This is a genomic window from Oceanobacillus sp. FSL W7-1304 (genome assembly GCF_037969805.1).
In the GTDB taxonomy this organism is placed as follows: domain Bacteria; phylum Bacillota; class Bacilli; order Bacillales; family Amphibacillaceae; genus Oceanobacillus; species Oceanobacillus profundus.
Genome location: NZ_CP150211.1, coordinates 1,727,723 through 1,751,716, shown reverse-complemented (window position 1 = coordinate 1,751,716; position 23,994 = coordinate 1,727,723). Strand labels below are relative to the sequence as shown.

Below are 23,994 nucleotides of genomic sequence, written 5' to 3'. Positions count from 1 at the left end.
TAAAGGAGATATTCATTCATGTCAGAAGTATATAAACAAGCTGGAGTAGACGTGGAAAAAGGCTATGAAGCTGTGGAAAGAATGAAAAAGCATATTGCAAAAACGACACGCCCAGAAGTAATGGGGGGGATCGGCTCATTTGCAGGACTATTCGACCTTTCCAGTTTTACTTATAAAGAACCAGTGATGGTATCAGGTACCGATGGTGTTGGTACAAAATTGAAACTTGCCTTCGAATTAAATAAGCACGATTCAGTTGGAATTGACCTTGTTGCGATGTGTGCCAATGATATTGTTGCGCAAGGTGCACAACCTTTGTTTTTCCTGGATTATATTGCTTGTGGAAAAAATGACCCTGCAATGATTGAACAAATTGTTGCCGGAATCTCTAATGGTTGTGTTACTGCAGGAGCTGCATTAGTTGGCGGAGAAACAGCAGAAATGCCTGGGATGTACGAAGAAAATGAGTATGACCTCGCAGGCTTTGTTGTAGGAATCGCCGAAAAAACAAAATTGATTACAGGTGAGGCAATTAAAGCTGGGGATATTGTTATTGGCTTAGCCTCCAATGGTATTCACTCCAATGGCTACTCACTTGTACGGAAAATCATTGAGCAGCTTGATTTAAACTCAACATACCACGGGCTGTCAGTAAGTCTTGGAGAAACGGTAATGACACCTACGAAGATTTATGCGAAACCTGTAGCCGCAGTATTAAAGGAAGTGACGGTAAAGGGTATTTCACATATTACTGGTGGTGGATTCTATGAAAACTTCCCACGAATGATGCCAAAAGGGCTGGGTGTGGAACTAGATAAGAAAAGCTGGAACGTACCGGAGATTTTCACCTTCTTACAAGAAAAAGGAAGCATCCCAGAAAAAGAAATGTATGGTGTCTTTAACATGGGGATTGGTATGGCACTTATCGTTGATGAAGCAAATGTTAACCGCACACTTACGATTTTAAAAGAAGCTGGTGAGGAAGCCACTGTTATTGGAAGTGTAACCACTACTGAGGGAGTGCAATTTCAATCATGAGCAAGATAAAAGCAGCAATTTTTGCCTCTGGTACAGGAAGTAACTTCGAGGCAATCATGGAAACAGAGCAGCTCGCATGTGATATTGCATTGCTCGTTTGTGACAAAGCTAATGCGGGTGTCATCGTCAAGGCAGAAAAATATGGTCTTCCTACATTCGTATTTGATGCAAAACAATTTCCTGACAAGGCAGCCTATGAAAAAGCTATCATTGACAGATTGGAAGAATCCGAGATCTCTTGGGTTTTTCTTGCGGGCTACATGCGGATTGCAGGAGCAACATTACTAGATCACTATGAAGGTAGGATCGTAAATATTCACCCATCGTTATTACCATCGTTTCCTGGGATTGATGCCATAGGGCAGGCATTTCGTGCTGGAGTGAAAACAACTGGAGTTACGGTTCATTTTATTGATGAAGGAATCGATACGGGTCCAATCATTGCACAAGAAAAGGTAGCGATTCTTCAAGATGATACAGAGGAAACATTAAAGAAACGAATCCAAAACGTGGAGCATCAATTATATCCAAAAGTAATTAATCAACTTTTACAAACAAAGTGAGGTATTCGTAATGAGCAAGAGAGCGCTAATCAGTGTTTCAGATAAAAGTAATCTTACAGCATTTGCAAAGGGCCTTATTGAAGCGGGATATGAAATTATTTCAACAGGTGGTACACTAAGCACCCTTGTAAATGCTGGGATTGAGGCGAAGCCAGTTGATGATGTAACAGGTTTCCCGGAAATTATGGATGGTCGTGTGAAAACATTGCACCCACTCGTTCATGGTGGCTTACTAGCAAAACGTTCCAATCCAGATCACATGAAGCAAATGGAAGAAAACAATATTTCACCAATTGACATGGTTGTTGTTAATTTATATCCATTTAAACAAACCATAGAAAAACAAGGTGTTTCCAATGAGGAAATTATCGAAAATATCGATATAGGTGGACCAACCATGCTTCGTTCTGCTGCAAAGAACTTTGAAGACGTTGCAGTAGTTGTTGATCCTGCTGATTATGATAAAGTACTGCAAGCACTCCAGTCTGACCAGCTAGATGCAGAAATTCGTAAACAATTAGCTGCAAAGGTATTCCGTCATACAGCGAACTATGACGCTATGATTGCAAACTATTTTATGACAGAAACAAATGAAGAATTTCCAGAAACCTATACCATTACATATGAAAAAGTCCAAGATTTACGTTACGGAGAAAACCCGCATCAGCAGGCAGCTTTTTACCGAAACCCAATAAATAAAAGCACGAGCCTTGCGACAGCTAAACAGTTACATGGCAAGGAATTATCCTACAATAATATCCAAGACGCTAATGCTGCACTTGAAATATTAGCGGAATATAATGAACCAGCGGCAGTGGCAGTGAAGCATATGAATCCTTGTGGAATTGGTGTTGCTGAAACAATCGAAGGAGCATTCAGCCGTGCTTATGATGCAGATCCGATTTCTATTTTTGGTGGTATTGTTGCTTGTAATCGGGAAATCGACTATGCTACCGCAGTGAAGCTCAGTGAAATATTCCTTGAAATTGTTATTGCACCTGGGTTTAATGCAGATGCAATGGAAATTTTGACAAGGAAGAAAAATATCCGCTTGCTAGAATTAGAACTAACAAACGAGTCAACTGCAATGAAAAAACTAACAACAGTTAGTGGTGGTGTCTTGATTCAAAATAGCGATAACGGAAACATCTCTATCGATGATTTAAAGGTTGTAACGAAACGTCAGCCCTCAGAAGAAGAACTGGATAACCTATTATTTGCATGGAAAGCTGTAAAGCATGTGAAATCTAATGCAATCTTACTTGCTAAGGATAACCAGACAATTGGTGTTGGTGCAGGGCAGATGAATCGGATTGGTGCAGCAAACATTGCGATCGAACAAGCTGGTACTAAAGCGGAAGGATCTGTGATGGCATCTGATGCATTTTTCCCAATGCCTGATACAGTCCAAGCGGCAGTAAAAGCTGGAATTACAGCAATCATCCAGCCAGGCGGTTCAAAACGTGACCAGGATTCCATTGATGTTTGTGATGAACATGGCATCACAATGGTCTATACAGGGATGCGTCACTTTAAACATTAAACACTAAAGTCATCAGATCAAGGAAGGCTGTTCCAACGGTTCTGGTGACTTCTCTACTCGATTTAAGGAGGGTTCCAATTGAAAGTGTTAGTAGTCGGACGTGGTGGTCGTGAACATAGTATCGTTATGAAGCTTGCTGAAAGTAAAGCAATCACAACCCTTTATACAGCGCCAGGTAATGGTGGAATTCGGGAGCGGGCAACTTGTATTGCGATTGATGAAATGGATATTGAAGGGCTTTTGTCCTTTGCAAAGGAAGAAGCAGTTGATTTAACCATTGTTGGTCCAGAAAATCCATTAAATGAAGGAATTGCCAACCGTTTCCAGGAAGAAGGATTGCGAATATTTGCCCCAACAAAAGAAGCTGCACTGCTTGAAGGAAGCAAAAGCTTTGCAAAAGAATTTATGAGAAAATATGATATCCCAACAGCAGATTATGCTGTATTTACAGAAGCTCGTGAAGCAAAAGCGTATATTGAGGAAAAAGGTGCGCCAATCGTTATCAAAGCAGATGGACTGGCAGCGGGAAAAGGAGTTATCGTTGCTTTAACAAAAGAAGAAGCCCTAAATGCAGTAGACGATATGCTTATATCTAAAGCTTTTTCGAATGCTGGATCTACTGTGGTTATCGAGGAATTTTTAGATGGAAAAGAATTCTCACTTATGGCATTTGTTCATGAAAATCAAGTCTATCCAATGGTAACAGCGCGTGACCATAAACGTGCATATGACCATGATGAAGGGCCGAATACGGGTGGAATGGGAGCATTTGCACCTGTGCCAGATGTTACAAAAGAGCATTTAGATTTTTCAATCGAGCATATCTTGCAAAAAACAGCTGACGGAATGATGGAGGAAGGCAGAAACTTCACAGGTATTTTATATGCTGGATTAATCATGACTGTAAAGGGTCCAAAGGTGATTGAGTTCAATACACGCTTCGGAGATCCAGAAACACAGGTTGTTTTGCCATTGTTAAAGAATGACCTTGTTCAAGTTTTCAACGATGTCTTGGATGGAAAAAATCCAGAACTAGACTGGGAGGATGCCGCATGCACAGGTGTTGTTGTAGCATCTAAAGGCTATCCAGGTACATATGAAAAAGAAGCGCCAATTCCATCATTTGATGTCACGGACAATACGTTTGTTGTTCATGCAGGAACTAAGCTGAAAGGTGACACAATCGTTTCGGATGGTGGCCGTGTCCTCTTGGTGGGTGCTAAATCTACCTCTCTAAAAGCGGCAACGGAGGATGTCTACCAGTTGCTTCATCCGCACGTGGAGCACTCAGCATTTTTCTTTAGAAATGATATAGGTAAATAGTTAACCCTCTCCCAGGTTTTATTCTAACAAGGGAGAGGTTTTTTTCTGACCGTCAATTTTGCAGATAAATCTACTCTCGCAGTTCTTCAGATTCTTGAATAATCCACACCCTACTAGAACTACGTCCATTCGACGGAATCAGTTATGTTTGCAGATGATTAGACTTAATTTTCAATTTTATTAAGTTAATTTAAATTTATAATTAATTAACCCTTTTAAAGTGAAAATATGGTAAAATAAAGCAAATGGTTGATGAGAGAGTTGGGATATGAAATGATCAATGGATTGAATTGGCGTAACCGTGAACTAAGACAGCATGTAAAAGTGATTGATGGCTTAGTAGCACCAACACTTGTACTGAAAAACAGCACGTATTTAAATGTATATACAAAACAATGGTTAGAAGCTAATATATGGATTTTTAATGACCGCATTATTTATGTTGGTGAACAATTACCAAAGCAGCTTGATGGTGTAGAGGTAGTTGATTGTACTGGGAAATACTTGGTTCCAGGATATATTGAACCCCATGCACACCCATTTCAATTAGCGAACCCGGAAGCATTAGCATTTCATGCTGCGAGATTCGGTACAACAACATTGGTTAATGACAGCTTAACGTGGAATTTGACATTAGACAAAAAGAAAGCGTTTTCTATAATAGAGGAGTTCAATAAATTACCGACTTCGATGTATTGGTGGGCGCGATTTGATTCACAAACAGCCTTAAACGATGAAGAAGAATTTTACAACACTCCAGATGTTCTATCATGGTTATCACATCCAAATGTCGTGCAGGGTGGCGAATTAACAGCATGGCCTAGTCTTCTTGCTGGAAATGACCGGCTGCTCTATTGGATTCAGGAAGCAAAGCGGCTTGGGAAACCAGTGGAAGGGCATTTGCCAGGAGCATCGGAGAAAACATTAACAAAAATGAAGCTGCTAGGTGTGAGTGCAGACCATGAGGCGATGACAGGTGAAGAAGTCATTCGCCGCTTGCGACTCGGATATAGTGCTGCATTGCGTTATTCTGTTATACGTCCAGATTTACCGATTCTTATAGAAGAAATTCTTGAATCGGGTCTCAAGCATTTTGATAATTTGATGTTCACGATGGATGGACCAACACCGGCATTTATGCAAAAAGGAATCATTAATGTTTGTCTTGAAATTGCGTTAGACAAAGGGATTCCGCTGGAAGAAGCATATCGTATGGCAAGCTATAATGCAGCAAAACACTTCCATCTTGATGAACAGATTGGTAGTATCGCACCAGGGCGCGTCGCTCACATTAATATATTAACAGACAAAGCCAACCCGCATCCGGAGAGTGTTTTGGCAAAAGGACAATGGATAATGCGTGAGCAACAAGTGCAAGTTTCCGAGTCGAAGATTAATTGGGAAAAGTATGGAATCGAGCCAGCAGCCTTTGACTGGGATTTAGATGAAGGGGATTTGCAATTTTCCGTTCCGATTGGATTAGAAATGGTTAACAATGTAATCGTAAAGCCGTACAGTATTGAGGTAGATATTAATGTCGAAGATTTATCAGAAGCTAATGGTGATCAATTTCTACTATTAATGGATCGAAAAGGTACATGGCGAGTCAATACGACAATTCGTGGCTTTGCACCAGGCTTAGGTGGTATAGCAAGCAGTTTTTCTGCTTCTGGTGATATTGTGTTTATCGGGAAAAACAAAAAGGATATTCTACTTTCATGGCAACGCTTGAAAGAAATTGGCGGTGGTATTGTCCTTGTACATGATGGAGAAATATTAGCGGAGATACCTCTTGAGCTTGATGGATTTATATCAAAAAAATCAATTCAAAACCTTATCGAAGAAGAAGAAAAATTAAAGGGATGCTTAAAAAAGGCTGGTTATGCTTTTAGTGATCCATTTTATAGTCTTCTATTTCTATCATCAACCCATTTACCGTTCTTGCGCATTACGCAACAAGGGCTGGTGGACATAAAGAATCGGACAATTCTCTTCCCAGCAACGATGCGATAGCATATAATAGAACATAGACTAAATTAGAGAGTGTGGACATAAATGAAAAAATTACTTTTGTTAACACTAACGGTCTTTGTTCTAGCACTTGCAGCTTGTTCGTCGGATAATCAAGCGTCAGATGATAATAAAAAGAAGGACAATGTTCCCGAACAGCAACCAGAGGGGAATGATCGTTATGCAGCTACATTTCCATTATCAGGAATCGAAACTGACGAGTCTGTAGACAATCGAACGATTGGTGTCATGATAAATAATCATGCTGCAGCAAGACCACAATCTGGGTTATCAGAAGCAGATATCGTTTTTGAAATTTTAGCTGAAGGAACAATTACTCGATTTCTTGCTTTATATCAAAGTGAATTGCCAGAAGTCGTCGGACCAGTTAGAAGTGCGAGAGAATATTATTTCGAGCTTGCTGAGGGATATGACGCAATTTATGTGTATCATGGTGCAGCAGATTTTGTAAATGATATGATTGTGAATCGGGGCATTAATTTCTTAAATGGTTCTACCTATGATAATGATGGGATTCTATTTAAAAGAGAATCCTTCCGAAAAGCACCACATAATTCATATCTACAGCTGGGTGCTGTTTATGATGTAGCATCAACGAAAGGATATGAAACAACAAGTACGCAAGAGTCGCTGAACTTTCTAACGGAAGAGAAAATCGAAACGCTTGGTGGCGAAAAAGCTGCACAAGTTAAGGTTGAGTATGGCGATAATACATTAGAAAGCGTTGAATACACATATGATGAAGCTAGTGGAAAGTATGCACGCTCCAGTAATGGAGAGCCATCAGTTGATTTAAATACAGAAACTGCAATCCAAGTGGATAATGTTTTTATAGTAGAAGCCTTCCATGAAGTAATCGATGATTCAGGACGCAGGGCGATTGACTTGAAAACAGGCGGAGATGGATACCTGATTCAAAAAGGCCAAGTACAGGAGATTCAATGGGAAAACAAAGATGGAAGAATCATTCCTGTAAAAGATGGCCAGCCGATTGGTCTTGTCCCTGGAAAGACATGGGTCAATGTTGTACCAACAGATCCTGGAATCAAGCAGTCTGTCACAATATCAAATGAGTAGAATAGTCAGGAGGGTTTTGTCTTGCAAATCGATAAACTACGTGGAAAACAGTTAGATCAATTATTCGAAGCAATCCTATCACTGGAAAATATAGAAGAGTGCTATCGCTTTTTTGATGATATTGCAACAATGTCTGAAATACAGTCTATTTCACAGCGCTTGCAGGTTGCTAAGATGCTGACAGAAGGAAAGACATATAGTGCAATTGAAAATGAAACAAAAGCATCAACAGCAACGATATCCCGTGTACGAAGATGTCTCAATTACGGCAGCGATGGTTATATGATGGTTTTAGATAGAATTAAGGAAAAAGAATAGAAACCGTGTCCCAGCTTGGGCTACGGTTTCTATTCTTTTGTTCCTGCATAGGGAACTATAAAATTTGAATGCTGTGGATAACTTAGTTACCTAAACGGCTACGTCCAGCTCCAGCGCCCAGCGACTAGCGAGACTTCCTTCACCTCCGTACGATAAGTCAACATCGGCTCCCTGCGGTCGCCGTGTTTCCTTTATCTCCTACGGCTCAGTCCAGTCCGTACGTCGCTAACCGGGCGCTTGCGCTTTTGTTCCACAGTTATCTATCCTATTACTTTATTTCGATTTCATAAACATTCCTCAAATTGCTAAATTCCAACCTTGATTTTTGGTATAATAGACTAATGTAAAATGATGATGGAGGAATCAACCTTTGAAGACAATTAATGAATGGAAACATATATTTAAGCTTGATCCAGCAAAAGAGATTTCGGATGAGGATTTAGATCTAATTTGTGAATCAGGTACGGATGCAATAATCGTTGGCGGAACGGATGATGTAACATTGGACGGTGTACTTGATTTATTATCACGGATTCGCCGCAGCCATACGGTTCCATGTGTTTTGGAGATATCGAATGAAGAAGCACTTACTCCCGGATTTGATTACTACTTTATTCCAATGGTGCTCAATTCCAAGGAGAAAAAGTTTATGATGGATATCCAGCATAAAGCGATTAAAGAGTATATTGATATGATGGAGTACAGCGAGATATTTTTCGAAGGATACTGTATATTAAATGAGGACGCGAAAGCATTTACGCATACGAATAGCTATTTACCAGATAAAGATGATGTGAAGGCATATGCATATATGGCAGAGCATGTCTTTCACTTGCCCATCTTTTATGTAGAGTATAGTGGTACATATGGAGATCCTGAACTTGTGAAAGAAGTAAAGAACGAGCTTGATAAAACACTGCTTTTTTACGGTGGGGGAATCGAAAATCCCAAGCAAGCGAAGGAAATGAAAGAGTATGCAGATGTAATTATAGTTGGGAATAGTATCTATACCGACATCAAAAAAGCACTCAAGACAGTAGAAGCGGTAAAAGATAAATGATTCAAGGAGTGATGTAATCATGAGTCAGGCATTTGACGAAATGATAAATAGATTAAATAAAGAGCAGCAGGAAGCTGTTAGACATACAGAAGGACCATTATTAATTATGGCAGGAGCGGGAAGTGGAAAAACGAGAGTACTCACACACCGAATCGCTTACTTAATGGATGAGAAAGAGGTTTCACCGCGAAATATTCTGGCAATTACGTTTACGAATAAGGCTGCAAGAGAGATGAAGGATCGTGTGAGCAGACTTGTAGGAGCTCAAGGGGAGCAAATGTGGGTTTCAACTTTCCACTCGATGTGCGTGCGAATTTTACGTCGTGATATTGATCGGATTGGATATAGCAGCAGCTTTACAATCCTGGATAGCAGTGACCAGTTATCGGTGATTAAACAGGTGTTAAAGAATTTAAATATGGATCCGAAAAAGTTTGACCCCCGTGCTATGTTGGGACAAATAAGTACAGCAAAAAACGAATTAATTACCGATGAAGAATTTAGTAAACATGCGGGTAATTTTTACGATAGACAAGTAGCACAGGTCTATGAAGGCTACCAGAAAATGCTTCGAAAAAATCAATCTCTTGATTTTGATGACTTAATTATGCAGACAATTCATCTATTTCAACGTATCCCTGAAGTGTTAGAATACTATCAACGTCGTTTTCAATATATTCATGTGGATGAGTATCAGGATACCAACCATGCACAATACTATTTAGTAAAACAGCTGGCAAGTCGTTATCAAAACCTTTGTGTTGTTGGGGATTCAGACCAGTCGATTTATCGCTGGCGAGGAGCAGATATTAAGAATATCCTTTCTTTTGAAAATGATTATCCAAGTGCGAAGACAGTGTTTTTAGAACAAAATTATCGTTCGACAAAATCAATTCTTGCAGCTGCGAATAAAGTCATTGGAAATAATGCTGGACGTAAACCGAAGAATTTATGGACAGAAAATGATGAAGGTCAGAAAATAAGCTATTTCCAAGGTGCAACAGAACAGGAAGAAGCTCTTTATATAACAGATAAGATTCAGGAGCTAACTCGGAATAAAGAGTATTTACCAAGTGAAGTTGCGGTTTTATACCGAACCAATGCGCAATCCCGTGCAATTGAGGACACACTATTAAAGTCTGGTATTTCTTATCAAATGGTTGGAGGTATGCGATTCTACGACAGGAAAGAAATTAAAGATATGGTGGCCTATTTACGATTAATTACCAACCCGGATGATGACTTAAGCTTTGAACGTGTGGTGAATGAGCCCAAAAGAGGAATTGGGAAAACATCTGTTGAACGACTTCGTGCATATGCAGCAGAGCACGGCATTTCCTTCTATGAGGCAGTGAAGGAAGTAGACTTTACAGGTGTTTCAGGCAAAGCAGCAAATGCACTTGCAGCCTTTGGTAATTTAATCAAATCGTTAAATCAACAACAGGATTTCCTGACTGCAACAGATATGGTTCAAGCAGTTTTAGAACGAACTGGCTATGAAGAAATGCTTTTAAATGAGAAATCAATCGAAGCACAAAGTCGTTTAGAGAACTTAGAAGAGTTTATGACGGTGACAAAGGATTTTGAAGAGACAAGTGAAGATAAAACACTAATTTCATTTCTAACGGATCTAGCCTTAATCGCAGATATTGATCGTGTGGATGAAGAAGATCCGGACAATGAGGAAAAAATTACATTAATGACGCTCCATGCTGCAAAAGGGCTGGAATTCCCGGTCGTCTTTTTAATCGGTATGGAGGAGAATGTTTTTCCACATAGTCGTTCATTAATGGATGAAGAGGAAATGCAAGAGGAACGACGCCTCGCGTATGTAGGAATAACCCGAGCAGAAAAAGAGCTTTATTTAACACATGCAAAAATGCGCACTCTATATGGCAGAACGAATATGAACCCCATCAGTCGATTTATCAATGAAATCCCGAGAGAATTGATTGAGGGAATGGAAGAAACTAGAAACACGATGTTTGGCAGCATATTCAGTAAACCTAAGGATGTCCAAAGCCCAGCACCTGTGAAACGAAAAGCAGAGCGGATGCAAACAACAACTGGAGCAGAAGATAAGGATTGGTTCCCAGGAGATAAAGCGAATCATAAAAAATGGGGCATTGGCACAGTTGTGAAAGTTCAGGGAGATGGAGACAAAATGGAATTGGATGTTGCCTTCCCAGCACCCGTAGGTATCAAACGATTGCTTGCAAAATTCGCACCAATCACGAAAGAATAGGAGTCAGCTAATGGATAAACAAAAAGCGCAGGATCAAATACAAGCACTGATCGAATTACTGAATCAATATGGTTATGAATATTATGTGCTCGATAAGCCAAGCGTACCGGATGCAGAGTATGATGAAAAGCTAAGAGAATTGCAGGAACTCGAAAAGCAATTCCCAGAGTTCCTTTCTGAGAACTCTCCAACACAGCGTATTGGTGGAGAACCATTGGACGCATTTAAAAAAGTGCAGCACAATGTGCCAATGCTAAGCCTTGGTAATGCATTTAATGAGCAGGATCTTAGAGATTTTGCTAGGAGAGCAAGTAATGGAACGGACGAACCCCTTACGTTTGTATGTGAGCTTAAAATTGATGGACTTGCTATTTCTCTAACCTATGAAAATGGTAAGTTTGTTCGTGGTGCAACTCGTGGTGATGGAACAACGGGCGAGGACATTACTGCAAATTTAAGAACGATTCGCAGTATCCCGCTCTCCATTAAAGATGAAGCAACACTAGAAGTTCGCGGAGAAGCTTTTATGCCGCATAAGTCATTCCTTGCATTGAATGAAAAGCGAGAGAAAAATGAAGAAGAGCCATTTGCTAACCCGCGGAATGCTGCGGCTGGGTCTTTAAGGCAGCTTGACCCTAAAATAGCTGCCCAGCGTAATCTTGACATCTATTTATATGGTGTTGGTGAGTGGAATGATAGCTCCATTACGTCACACAGTGAACGACTTGAGAAATTGAAAGAGCTTGGATTTAAGACAAATCCAGAATGGAAAAAATGTGAAACAATTGATGAAGTCATCGAATTTGTTAACTATTGGGCGAAAGAACGTCCGAATTTATCCTATGAGATTGACGGGATTGTGATAAAAGTCGATGATTTAAATCAGCAAGATGAGCTCGGTTATACTGCAAAAAGCCCTCGCTGGGCAATCGCTTATAAGTTTCCAGCGGAAGAAGCCATCACAAAGCTTCGAGATATAGAGCTAAGTATCGGCAGAACTGGTGTGATTACACCAACTGCAATTCTCGATCCTGTAAAGGTTGCTGGATCTACAGTACAACGTGCTTCACTGCATAATGAAGATTTAATTCGTGAGCAAGATATCCGAATTGGTGATACAGTCGTTATTAAAAAGGCAGGCGATATCATTCCAAAAGTCGTCCGTGTCGTGGAAGAAAAGCGGAACGGGGAAGAGCAAGAATTCCATATGCCAACAGAGTGTCCTGCTTGTGGCAGTGAAGTTGTTCGATTGGAGGAAGAAGTGGCGCTTCGCTGTATTAACCCGAATTGCCCAGCACAGCTCATGGAAGGACTCATTCACTTTGTATCTAGAAATGCAATGAATATTGACGGGCTTGGAGAAAAAGTAATTATACAGCTTTTCCAAAACGAGCTCATTCACACAATGGCAGATTTATATCGATTGGAACGAGAAGAATTACTCAACCTGGAGCGAATGGGTGAAAAATCTGTATCTAATTTGCTGGAAGCGATCGAAGCATCGAAAGAGAATTCATTGGAGAGACTGTTATTTGGCCTGGGCATTCGTTTCATAGGAGAAAAGGCAGCTAAAACGCTTGCGATGGAATTTGAAACAATGGATAATCTACAGCAGGCTACATTTGAAGATCTTGTAGCTATTGATGAAATTGGCGATAAGATGGCTGATTCCATTGCGCAATATTTTACCGAGGAAAAAGTGGTTGAACTCTTAGATGACCTACGCGGATTACAGATTAATATGGAATATAAGGGTCCAAAAAAGTCAGCACAACAGGACGAGGGTGACACTGTTTTTGCCGGTAAGACAATTGTATTAACAGGGAAGATGGAAGAGTTTTCTCGAAATGAAGCAAAAGCCTTCATTGAATCGCTCGGTGGGACAGTTACTGGAAGTGTAAGTAAAAAGACAGACATTCTCATAGCTGGGGAGGATGCTGGCTCGAAATATGAAAAAGCCGTGAAACTCGGTGTTGAAATATGGAATGAACAGCAGCTAAAAGCAGTTGTGGAAGAATAAGGAGTGTTAAACTTTGAAAAAAATAAGTGCTGTTTTGTTATGTACACTCCTAATTATAACGGGCTGTGTACAAACACCAACCGAAGAAGAAGTGCTGCAAAATGATGATACTGAACAAGAAACTTCTATTGTCCCTAGCTATCAATTATCGGATGAAAATTATAAAATGATTCTTCCTTACAAAACGAGTCAGGCGAGAGGTGTTATTGTCAATCAATTGGCAAACCGAGTAGACATTGATGAGATGGAGCAAGGCCTGCAGCGGTTATCAAAGGACGTTTTCGACCCAAATGATTTCTATTTTCAAGAAGGACAATATTTAACATCAGGACGAATCTATGAATGGATCGATGGTTTGAATCCACAGGTGGAAACAGGATCAGATGAGGATACGTATCGCGACAATCCGCGCTATCTATCGCATATATTGGAGCAAAATTATTTGAAACAAAATGATGATGGCACCGTTCAAATCGCAGGAATGTCTATCGGAATTGCGCTTAAATCCGTTTATCGCTTCCAAACCGAAATCGGTGGACCATATTATTATGAAAATATTTCAGAGGAAGATATGCTCGAGCAAGGTAATCGAATTGCTGAAGCTGTTGTGGAGGAGATTCGCCAAGAGGAGGGGCTAGGTGAGATTCCAATTATGGTTGCATTGTATCGAGAAGCAGAACAAGCATCACCTGTGCCAGGGAGCTTTGTCGCTAAAGCAAATGTATCAAGTGGAAGCAATTCGATAGGTGATTGGGAAGACGTGGATGAAGAAAATATTTTATTCCCTTCAGCTGAAGGAAGAGAAAAGTATTACGATGACCATGAGATTGTAACTAGTTTTGGCAATGAAATCGCTGAGTTTTTCCCTAACTATGTTGGTTTAATTGGAGAAGGATTTTATGTTGATGGTGAATTGCAAAAATTAACGATTGAGGTTCCGATAGAGTTTTATGGAAAAGCAGAGGTAATAGGTTTCACACAATATGCATATGGACTTGTTCAAGACATGTTCTCAAACTATTATGACCTTGAAATAAACATTACATCCAGTAATCAAGCAGAAAGTTTGATTTATCGAAATGCTGGTGATGAGTCGCCAACAGTTCATATTTTTCATTAAATAAGCATGTAAATGTACAAATAAGAGTGATACGTTATATGTTATAAAATATGAAAAGCTCGTTTAAATACTTGTATTTAAACGAGCTTTTTTATTGGATTTAATGCCTGGTTTTCTAAACGAATGGATTATTTAAAACTTTAGTCGTAATACAAGACTAATTATTCATATTTATTCGAATAAAATAATGGTATAATTATTTTTTAGGTGAGAAAAATCTTGTTAAATTTTTACCCCGAAAAGTTAGGGTTACTGTACCTCATTTAGTTTGTTTTTTTATTGCAGCCCTACATCCACTTCATATGATGAGCATTTAGGATTCAAGGTCAGAAAAAGAATAAACCGCGTAAATTTTCCTCTCTCAGGAAAATCAAGAAAACTAAAGTGCTGTTATACGTGCTTTTGACCTATGATTTTCCCAATATGCATTTCCGTTAAATATGATATAATACTAGTAAATAGAAATATTTCTGAATATGAGGGTGGGTATTTTGATAGAGATAGGATCATTTATAAAATTACAGCGTACAAAACAGGAAATGACCTTAAACGAACTTTCTGAAGGAATCGTATCTGTCTCCTATTTATCAAAAATTGAGAATCAGAAAACCCAGGCTAGTCCCGATATTATTCAATTATTATGCAATCGCCTTGGGATTGAGAATGATAACAGTCAAGAGGAACAGATTAAAGAAAAATGTAACAGATGGTATAGCATGCTGTTTGAGGTTAACAACAAGGAAGAAATTATAACTACATATAAAGAAATCCAGGAAATGCTGGACAAAAACCTTTCGAATAGCTTGCTAATGTTTGAGATTCATAAGATTAGATACTATCTCATAATGGAAAATTTTGATGAAGCATTGAAAAAGATTAATGAACTGAGTGAGATTGCCAGTACATTCGATAGTTTACAGCAGTTTTATTGGTTTAAATTCAAAGGGAATTATTATTCAACTGCAAGTGATTTTCAACAGGCTTTGCAAATGTATAAACTTGCAGAGGAAAAAATAAATAGAATAGATATTACTGAAGAAGAAACAGCAGATCTTCAATATACAATGTCCGTTACGCATAGCAAACTAAGACATACATTGGAGTCGATTGATTATGCAAATCGGTCTTTAGAAATTTTTATGAAACAATATAATTTCCAACGATGTGCACAGTGCCATATTATTTTAGGTATATCTTACAGACGAATCAAAATGCATGACCGTGCAATAAAAAACTATAATTTGGCAAAGCACTTGGGAGAATTGAATAAAGATAAACAAATTATTCAATTAACGAATTTAAACCTAGGTTACTTATATTCTGTAATCGCTGAGACAAACGAAGCAATTAGCTTTTATGAGAAAGTAGCAAATGACGAAGAAGTAAATTTAGAACAACGTTTAATCGCAATAACATCGATTATTAAAGAGTTTTATAATATAGATAAAATAAATGAAGTGAGAGTAGCTATTGTCAAAGCCCAGAATATACTGGACTTGGCTAAGGATAAAGGTTATTCCAAGCTATACTCCTATATTATTCATACGTTTGAATATGCAACCAATGGTGAGAATGACAGATTTGTATCATTTGTTAAGGATAAGTTTATACCTTTTTTAAAGAATCATAGTGATCATGCTAACTTGGTATTCTACTCAACAATGTTGGCTAGACACTTTGAAGAACAATATAAGTATAAAGATGCTGTAAAATATTATAAGCTTGCTAATTCAACTTATGATAATTTAATAAGCCTGTAAAGGAGGGGAGAAAATGAAAAAGCTGTTTTCAGGTGTTGCATTAGCTGCGGTACTGGCTACTGGATTCTTTTTTGCCCAGGGAGTACAGCAAGATAATGTTGAAATTGCTGGTGAACATGAGCCAAGTATCTTTAGTGTCAGCAGTTCAAGTGTATTTTTCTAAGTTTTTACTTTTACATTAATTATTTCAATTTTTTACCCTATTACTATATGATGGATTTGCCTGAAACGGAGTGGAACCTGTTTCAGGCCTTTTTTTGCGTAGATATATATAAGTAGTTTTCCAATATCCTACATAATATGCTAAGGAACTTTCATATACAACATAATTTGCCTATCTAGACCTATCTTTGCTATTATCAATAGTGTTATAATGGTACAATGAGAAAAAAATAAAGCATCACCTATATAAATTATTGATTTGGAGGTAATCACATGGCGGATATTTCAAAAGAGCAAGTGAAGCATGTAGCACACTTAGCAAGGCTCGCTGTAACGGACGAAGAGGTAGAGCAGCTTGTAGATGAACTGAGCGCAATTATCGATTATGCTGAACAATTGAATGAATTGGATACAGACGGCATTGAGCCAACAACGCATGTGCTTGATTTGAAAAATATAATGCGTAAAGATGAACCGAAGGAATGGATTACGCAAGAAGAAGCATTTAAGAATGCTCCTGATCACGAAGACGGTCATTTCCGCGTACCATCAATTCTGGGAGATAGTTAAGTTTCGAACTTTTCTATCCGTAAACAAAGACATTTGCCGCAGAAGGTCAGGCAAATTCTTTAGTTTTCTAAAACAAGGAGGGAAACCCTAGATGTCATTATTTGACCATACAATTAAAGAATTAGAAGCAAAGCTACATAATAAAGAGATTACGGTTCAGGATCTAGTCGATGAATCTTACCGTAGAATTAAAGAAGTAGACGGACAAGTAAATGCCTTTTTAACCTTGGATGAAGAAAATGCTAGGGCGAAAGCAAAAGAACTTGATGAAGCAGCAGATGCTACAGCGAGTCTATTTGGGGTTCCAGGTGGAATTAAGGATAATATCGTAACAAAAGGTGTTCGTACTACATGTGCAAGTCAGTTTTTAGATAACTTCAATGATCCGTTATATGATGCAACAGTTGTACAAAAATTAAAGAACGAACAAGCAATTTCTATTGGAAAACTAAACATGGATGAGTTTGCAATGGGTTCAACCAATGAAAACTCCAGCTATACACCAACAAGAAATCCATGGAATACAGATTATGTTCCAGGTGGATCTAGTGGTGGTTCCGCAGCAGCGGTTGCAGCAGGTGAAGTATTGTTCTCACTAGGCTCTGACACAGGTGGTTCGATTCGCCAACCAGCATCTTTCTGTGGAGTTGTAGGAATGAAACCTACTTACGGACGTGTGTCTCGTTTTGGATTAGTTGCATTTGCATCTTCGCTTGATCAAATTGGACCAATTACAAGAACAGTTGAAGATAATGCACGAGTATTAGAGGTCATTGCAGGACATGACGAAATGGATACGACAAGTGCTAATATTGACGTGCCGAAATATACCGAAGCATTGACGAAGGACATTAGCGGGTTGAAGATTGCTGTACCAAAAGAATACTTAGCTGAAGGTGTGGCACCAGAGGTTAGAGAGTCTATTCTTGAGGCATTGAAAGTATATGAATCACTTGGTGCTACATGGGAAGAGGTTTCTTTGCCGCACTCTAAATATGCTGTATCTGCTTATTACTTATTATCTTCATCTGAAGCATCTGCTAACTTAGCTCGTTTTGACGGGGTACGCTATGGTGTGCGCAGTGAAAACGCAGATAATCTGATTGATGTATTTAAGAAATCTCGAAGCGAAGGCTTTGGACCTGAAGTGAAAAAACGAATTATGCTCGGAACATTTGCATTAAGTTCTGGATATTACGATGCATATTATAAAAAAGCGCAAAAAGTACGTACTTTAATTAAACAGGATTTTGACAAAATCTTTGAGGACTTTGATGTTATTGTTGGACCAACTTCTCCTACAACAGCATATAAAGTAGGCGAACTTATTGATGACCCATTAACAATGTATGCAAATGATATTTTAACCATTCCAGTTAACCTTGCTGGCGTTCCAGGAATCTCCCTTCCGTGTGGATTCTCTGAAAATGGACTACCTATCGGCTTGCAAATTATTGGTAAGTACTTTGATGAAAGTACGGTATATCGTGCAGCACATGCATTTGAACAGGCAACAGAGCATCATAAAAAACGACCTCAGCTTGGAGGTGCCAACTAATGAATTTTGAAACAATAATTGGACTTGAGGTACACGTTGAATTAAAAACAAATTCGAAAATATTTAGCCCGAGTATTAATGCATTCGGGTCTGATCCAAATACGAATATAAACCCAATTGATCTTGGCTATCCAGGAACACTTCCAGTTTTAAATGAAGAAGCCGTTAACTTTGCAATGAAAGCAGCTATGGCATTAAATTGTGAAATTGCGACACACACAAAGTTTGACCGTAAAAATTACTTTTATCCAGATAACCCGAAAGCATATCAAATATCTCAGTTTGATCAGCCAATCGGTGAAAATGGCTGGATTGAAATTGAAGTAAATGGGAAAAAGAAACGTATCGGCATAACGCGTGTTCATATGGAAGAGGATGCTGGTAAATTGACTCACGGTGATGATGGTTATTCGTATATTGACTTTAACCGTCAAGGGACACCATTGATTGAAATCGTATCTGAACCAGATATGCGCTCTCCAGAGGAAGCATATGCATATTTGGAAAAACTAAAAAATATTATCCAGTATACAGGCGTTTCCGATGTGAAAATGCAAGAAGGTTCACTAAGATGTGATGCGAATATTTCATTACGTCCAATTGGACAAGAGAAGTTCGGTACGAAAGCAGAGCTTAAGAACTTGAATTCATTCTCCTTTGTACAAAAAGGTCTTGAATTTGAAGAGAAGCGTCAAGAGAAAGTACTCCTTTCAGGTGGCGAAATTCTTCAGGAAACACGTCGTTACGATGAGAAAACAAAAGAAACAATTCTCATGCGTGTAAAGGAAGGTTCGGATGACTATCGTTATTTCCCAGAACCAGATTTAGTACCACTATACATTGATGATGTATGGAAAGAACGTGTGCGCAGTGAAATTCCTGAACTGCCAGATGCTCGCAGAAAACGTTATGTTTCAGAACTTGGCTTATCCGAATACGATGCAAATGTATTAACGAACTCGAAGCAAGTGTCCGATTTCTTTGAGGAAGCTGTCTCGCATGGCGGTGACATCAAGCAAGTATCGAACTGGCTGATGGGTGAAGTTTCTGCATACATGAATAAACACTATAAAGAAATCCAAGAATTAGCGATTACACCAGAAGCATTGGCTAAAATGATTCAGTTGATTGAAGACGGAACGATTTCCTCTAAAATTGCGAAGAAAGTATTTGCTGAGCTCGTAGAAAATGGCGGAGATCCAGAACAGATCGTAAAAGACAAAGGTCTCGTACAAATCTCTGATCCAGAGCAGCTGAAAGAAATTGTTAATAATGTGCTGGATGAGAATGAGCAATCCATTATTGACTTTAAAAGTGGAAAAGGCAAGGCGCATGGTTTCCTTGTTGGTCAAATTATGAAAGCTACAAAAGGACAAGCGAACCCGCCACTTGTTAACAAGATTCTTTCTGAAGAACTCAGCAAACGTTAAATATATATGGAAGGCTGTCATTTGCTTGCAAATGGCAGTCTCGATATGTTTTAATCCTTTTCAATTGATATGAAAAAGGCTATGATATTTATTAGATGCAAAAGTACGAGTTCTAAATGGATAAAGCCTTCAGAGTGAACATATTGGGGGAGGAAATAGAATGAAAAAGGCCCGAATAATATATAATCCGACTTCGGGGCGTGAAGCAATCAAAAGAGCATTGCCAACGATATTGGAAAAGTTTGAGGTTGCAGGTTTCGAGACATCCACACATGCTACTACTGGCGAAAATGATGCGATTGCAGCAGCGAAATCAGCGGTAGAGCGTGGCTATGATCTAATTGTAGCTGCAGGTGGTGACGGCACTATTAATGAAGTAATTAATGGAATAGCTGGTTTCGATAACCGGCCAAAGCTTGGAATTATCCCTGCTGGAACAACAAATGATTTTGCCCGAGCATTGCGAATCCCACGAGATATCTATAAAGCAGTGGATATTATTTTATCGAATAAATCGATGCTACTGGATATTGGAAAAGTCAACGAGCATTACTTTATGAATATTGCCGGTGGCGGGAAGCTAACGGAATTAACCTATGATGTACCAAGCAAGCTAAAGACAATGCTTGGACAGCTGGCATATTATATCAAAGGGATTGAAATGCTTCCATCACTAAAACCAATTAAAGTAAAGATTGAATATGATGATGAAGTATTAGAAGATGATATTATGTTATTTCTCGTATCAAATACCAATTCGGTTGGGGGATTTGAAAAGCTTGCCCCAAGTGCGAAAATGAATGATGGATATTTTGATTTGCTAATTTTGCGCAAAACAAACCTAGCTGAATTCATTCATATTGCCTCCCTCGCTCTACGAGGCGCACATTTGGATAGTAAGAATATTATTTATAAACAAGCGAGGTACGTAAAAGTATCTGCTGATGAAAAAATGCAATTAAATATCGATGGTGAATATGGTGGGTTATTGCCTGGTGAATTTGTAAACCTACAGGAGCACATCGAATTTTGTGTGCCAGAAGAATTTATTGATATGCAGGAAGACTTGGATTAGAGTCTTCCTTTTTGGTGTTATTGACCGTTCAACAATGCTATAATAAATAATAAAATTTGCTAACTTGGGGTGATTACATGTCATTACCAAAGGAAGATCGCATTTATACGTATAACGACTATTTATCATGGCCCGAGGACGTAAGAGTAGAGATTATTGATGGTCGTCTTTATATGCAGGCAGCCCCTTCAAGAATCCATCAAGAAATTCTATCGGAGTTACATCGCCAACTTGCTAATTATCTAGTTGGAAAAGCGTGTAAGGTATATCCTGCACCATTTGAAGTGGTGTTATATCTTGATGAAGAAGATAAAGACGATAGCAGAAATGTATTCGAGCCAGATATTACGATTGTTTGCGATACCTCTAAATTAGATGATGCAGGTTGTAAAGGGGCTCCAAATATGGTCATTGAAATTTTATCACCATCGACAGGAAGAAAAGATAAACTTGAAAAGTTCAATAAATATGAGCAGGCTGGTGTTCAGGAATATTGGATTGTTGAACCCCAAGAAAAGATGGTTAGTGTTTTTACCCTCGAAGAAAGTCAAAACTACGGTAGGCCAAGTTTGTATTCAGATGAGGAAGAAATTCAAGTATCTATTTTTGATGATTTACGGATTGATTTGAAAACCGTATTTGCTTATTAGTAAAATAAGTATCTGTCCGCTTTGCCGGTGGGTACTTATTTTACTGCTTGCTGAAGAGGAAATAGGATAAAATAATTATAAATAATGTAATTGAAGGAAGATATAAATGGTAAAACAAACCACACCGGTGAAAAAAAACGAGACAATCACACTACGCTTTGAAGACCTGACCCATGAAGGGAATGGTGTCGGGAAAATTAATGGTTATCCATTATTTGTTCCAAACGTACTACCAGGGGAAGAAGCGATAGTAAAGATTGTTAAAGTAAATAAAAATTTTGGTTTCGGAAAATTAATGGAGCTTACCAAGTCAAGTCCTGAACGAGTGGAGCCAACCTGCCATGTACATTGCGGTGGTTGTCAGCTACAGCATATGAGCTATAAGCTCCAGCTTGATATGAAACAAAACCAAGTGAAGAATGTGATGAAGAAAGTTGCCCATCTTCCGTATGTACCAATTCATCCAATCATGGGGATGAAGCATCCATATCATTATCGCAACAAAGTACAAGTCCCTGTTGGAGAGAAGAACGGTGAGCTTATTGTTGGCTATTACCAAAAACGAAGTCATCGAATCGTTGAAAATATGGACACATGCAGTATTCAAGCTGAGACAATCAATGAAATTCTGCCAGTAGTTAGACAGCTTGCTAACCAGCTTGGGATTGAACCTTATCAGGAAGAAAACCATTGTGGGGACCTTAGACATATTATGATTCGAACCGGTCATGCAACCAATGATGTCATGATTGTGCTCGTTACCCGGACGAATAGATTGCCAAATAAAGATGTCTTAATTGACGAGTTAACGAGACGATTCCCTCAGATTAAATCGATTGTTCAAAATGTAAATGAGAAGCGTACAAATGTCATACTTGGTGAGAAAACAAAAGTGCTTTGGGGCGAAACATATATTTACGATAAAATCGGCGATATTACTTTTGCGATTTCAGCTAAGTCTTTTTATCAAGTAAATCCAATACAGACGAAGGTGCTTTATGACAAAGCATTAGAGTTTGCAAACATTGGAAGCGATGATGTTGTCGTCGATGCATACTGTGGTATCGGCACAATTTCTTTATTTTTAGCGCAAAAGGCGAAAAAGGTTTACGGAATTGAAGTTGTTCCAGATGCTATTGCGGATGCTAAAAAGAATGCTGCACTTAATGGAATTACGAATGTTGAATTTACAGTAGGACAAGCTGAAAAAGTAATGCCAAAATGGAAAGAACAAGGCCTTACTCCAGACGTTATTGTAGTTGATCCACCACGTAAAGGCTGTGAAGCTGATTTCTTACAAGCAATGATCGATATGGAACCGAAACGAATTGTGTATGTATCCTGCAATCCATCGACATTGGCAAGAGATCTTCGTATTTTAGAGGATGGTGGCTACGTGGCGAAGGAAGTGCAGCCTGTAGACATGTTTCCTAGTACGAATCATGTGGAGGCTGTTACCTGGTTGGAGAGACGCGTGTCAAACTAAAATAGACTCTTGTCTGTTAAAATAAACATTTGCTATTCCGACCCTGATTTCGTTAAAATAAACATTTTCGATATCAGGGTCTTTTTTATGCCAATCCCTTGTCTTTACTCGGTTTTCTCTTCTTTCCACAATGCAACATTCTCGGAGAACTTTATTCCAACTTCGGAAAAAAAGGTGAAAAAACAGGTGAAAAATCGGCGAAAAACGGGCATTTTTGTATCAAGAATCGTCCAAAATGGGGGTTCTGTAGGTAATCTTTATTTTAACTGAAACGGTGGAATGCGGGTTTGAGGTGGGGGATTTCGGAGGAGATTAAATTAACGTCACATAGTAGAGAAAAGAAGTGAAGTTTGGTTTGTAATATTTCCAACCTAGACTTAGAGATAGAAGAAAAGAGTAAAGTATTTCTGTTGTTTTACAATGCAACTTTGCTAAGAGTGTAACTGTAGAATAAAATATCAAATCTAAGTGGAAGCTGTTGCCTCCCTGTAACTCCCTTGTTCCCAATGTAACTTTGTTCTTCCCTTATGGAACTTAGTTGGTATCCGAATTGGAAGAGGACGAAGAGAACAGTAGGGAAAACAATATTTAATTTGATGGCTTTTTAATCATCATCCAATAGGGGTTTTCAATCCCAAATCAATAAAAATTCGGACTGAATCCAATAGTGATTCAGTCCGATTCTTTTTGCTTAATACTTCTTCAATCCCTTATCAATATAGGCTTTCAGACAGTTTCCAATCGCTTTTCAGTAGTTTTCCTAACCCTAAATCCAACGGATTTTCAATCTATATTCAGTGTATTTCCTAACTGTAACTACATCCTGAAATTGTTGCATATCCAATCTTTTATCCAGTTTCCCCTGATACTTTTACCCAATTCTGGGGAATAACTTAGTTACAATGGCAGAATATTCTACACAACCCAGAAGGCTTAATTCGGGTCATTTTCGGTGTTTTGGGGAA

19 protein-coding genes are annotated in these 23,994 nt (G+C 38.7%); all 19 read left to right on the top strand.

Going from position 1 to position 23,994, the window contains the following annotated elements; translation table 11 throughout:
* Positions 1 to 18: 18 nt before the first annotated feature.
* The 19 genes from purM (at position 19) to rlmD (ending at position 23,029) form a co-directional block, all read left to right on the top strand.
* Positions 19 to 1,038: a phosphoribosylformylglycinamidine cyclo-ligase gene (gene purM, locus NYE61_RS08845; RefSeq protein WP_303447759.1), complete on the top strand. Its 1,020-nt coding sequence runs from the start codon at positions 19 to 21 to the stop codon at positions 1,036 to 1,038.
* Positions 1,035 to 1,601 carry a phosphoribosylglycinamide formyltransferase gene (gene purN, locus NYE61_RS08840; RefSeq protein ID WP_303447758.1) on the top strand — a complete coding sequence of 189 codons (567 nt, stop codon included), beginning with the start codon at positions 1,035 to 1,037 and terminating at the stop codon, positions 1,599 to 1,601. Before purM ends, purN begins: the two co-directional genes overlap by 4 nt.
* Before the next feature lie 10 nt (positions 1,602 to 1,611).
* Positions 1,612 to 3,144, top strand: coding sequence for a bifunctional phosphoribosylaminoimidazolecarboxamide formyltransferase/IMP cyclohydrolase (purH, locus tag NYE61_RS08835; RefSeq protein ID WP_251659584.1), 1,533 nt, complete (start codon positions 1,612 to 1,614; stop codon positions 3,142 to 3,144).
* Positions 3,145 to 3,222: 78 nt separating this feature from the next.
* A complete protein-coding gene (purD, locus tag NYE61_RS08830) occupies positions 3,223 to 4,467 on the top strand; it encodes a phosphoribosylamine--glycine ligase (protein WP_303447757.1) in 1,245 nt (414 codons plus the stop codon).
* A gap of 252 nt (positions 4,468 to 4,719) precedes the next feature.
* On the top strand, positions 4,720 to 6,480 hold the full coding sequence (locus NYE61_RS08825) for an adenine deaminase C-terminal domain-containing protein (RefSeq protein WP_339317319.1): 1,761 nt from the start codon (positions 4,720 to 4,722) through the stop codon (positions 6,478 to 6,480).
* 42 nt (positions 6,481 to 6,522) lie between these two features.
* Positions 6,523 to 7,575, top strand: a complete 1,053-nt coding sequence (locus tag NYE61_RS08820; protein WP_303447755.1) for a DUF3048 domain-containing protein — start codon at positions 6,523 to 6,525, stop codon at positions 7,573 to 7,575.
* Positions 7,576 to 7,596: 21 nt separating this feature from the next.
* Positions 7,597 to 7,893 (top strand): YerC/YecD family TrpR-related protein, encoded by a 297-nt coding sequence (locus tag NYE61_RS08815; RefSeq protein ID WP_118890126.1) that lies wholly within the window; start codon positions 7,597 to 7,599, stop codon positions 7,891 to 7,893.
* A 370-nt stretch (positions 7,894 to 8,263) separates the two neighbouring features.
* Positions 8,264 to 8,953: a heptaprenylglyceryl phosphate synthase gene (locus tag NYE61_RS08810; protein ID WP_303447754.1), complete on the top strand. Its 690-nt coding sequence runs from the start codon at positions 8,264 to 8,266 to the stop codon at positions 8,951 to 8,953.
* Between the two features lie 19 nt (positions 8,954 to 8,972).
* The gene (gene pcrA / locus NYE61_RS08805; protein ID WP_303447753.1) at positions 8,973 to 11,198 is read left to right on the top strand and encodes a DNA helicase PcrA; all 2,226 of its coding nucleotides are present in this window, start codon (positions 8,973 to 8,975) and stop codon (positions 11,196 to 11,198) included.
* Positions 11,199 to 11,208: 10 nt separating this feature from the next.
* On the top strand, positions 11,209 to 13,218 hold the full coding sequence (gene ligA / locus NYE61_RS08800; protein WP_303447752.1) for an NAD-dependent DNA ligase LigA: 2,010 nt from the start codon (positions 11,209 to 11,211) through the stop codon (positions 13,216 to 13,218).
* A 13-nt stretch (positions 13,219 to 13,231) separates the two neighbouring features.
* Complete coding sequence (locus NYE61_RS08795; RefSeq protein ID WP_303447751.1) at positions 13,232 to 14,338, top strand: CamS family sex pheromone protein; 1,107 nt, start codon at positions 13,232 to 13,234, stop codon at positions 14,336 to 14,338.
* 491 nt (positions 14,339 to 14,829) lie between these two features.
* Positions 14,830 to 16,098, top strand: coding sequence for a helix-turn-helix transcriptional regulator (locus NYE61_RS08790; protein WP_148617413.1), 1,269 nt, complete (start codon positions 14,830 to 14,832; stop codon positions 16,096 to 16,098).
* Positions 16,099 to 16,111: 13 nt separating this feature from the next.
* Entirely contained in the window at positions 16,112 to 16,261 is a 150-nt protein-coding gene (locus NYE61_RS08785; protein ID WP_158586294.1) for a hypothetical protein, read from the top strand.
* A gap of 272 nt (positions 16,262 to 16,533) precedes the next feature.
* Positions 16,534 to 16,830, top strand: coding sequence for an Asp-tRNA(Asn)/Glu-tRNA(Gln) amidotransferase subunit GatC (gene gatC, locus NYE61_RS08780; protein ID WP_118890130.1), 297 nt, complete (start codon positions 16,534 to 16,536; stop codon positions 16,828 to 16,830).
* Positions 16,831 to 16,921: 91 nt separating this feature from the next.
* Positions 16,922 to 18,388 carry an Asp-tRNA(Asn)/Glu-tRNA(Gln) amidotransferase subunit GatA gene (gene gatA, locus NYE61_RS08775; RefSeq protein ID WP_303447750.1) on the top strand — a complete coding sequence of 489 codons (1,467 nt, stop codon included), beginning with the start codon at positions 16,922 to 16,924 and terminating at the stop codon, positions 18,386 to 18,388.
* Entirely contained in the window at positions 18,388 to 19,818 is a 1,431-nt protein-coding gene (gene gatB / locus NYE61_RS08770) for an Asp-tRNA(Asn)/Glu-tRNA(Gln) amidotransferase subunit GatB (protein WP_095312655.1), read from the top strand. The genes gatA and gatB overlap by 1 nt, the downstream gene beginning before the upstream one ends.
* 160 nt (positions 19,819 to 19,978) lie before the next feature.
* Positions 19,979 to 20,893, top strand: a complete 915-nt coding sequence (locus NYE61_RS08765) for a diacylglycerol kinase (RefSeq protein WP_095312656.1) — start codon at positions 19,979 to 19,981, stop codon at positions 20,891 to 20,893.
* 77 nt (positions 20,894 to 20,970) lie between these two features.
* Positions 20,971 to 21,543 (top strand): Uma2 family endonuclease, encoded by a 573-nt coding sequence (locus tag NYE61_RS08760; RefSeq protein ID WP_303447745.1) that lies wholly within the window; start codon positions 20,971 to 20,973, stop codon positions 21,541 to 21,543.
* A gap of 106 nt (positions 21,544 to 21,649) precedes the next feature.
* On the top strand, positions 21,650 to 23,029 hold the full coding sequence (rlmD, locus tag NYE61_RS08755) for a 23S rRNA (uracil(1939)-C(5))-methyltransferase RlmD (RefSeq protein ID WP_303447744.1): 1,380 nt from the start codon (positions 21,650 to 21,652) through the stop codon (positions 23,027 to 23,029).
* The last annotated feature ends 965 nt before the right edge of the window (positions 23,030 to 23,994 follow it).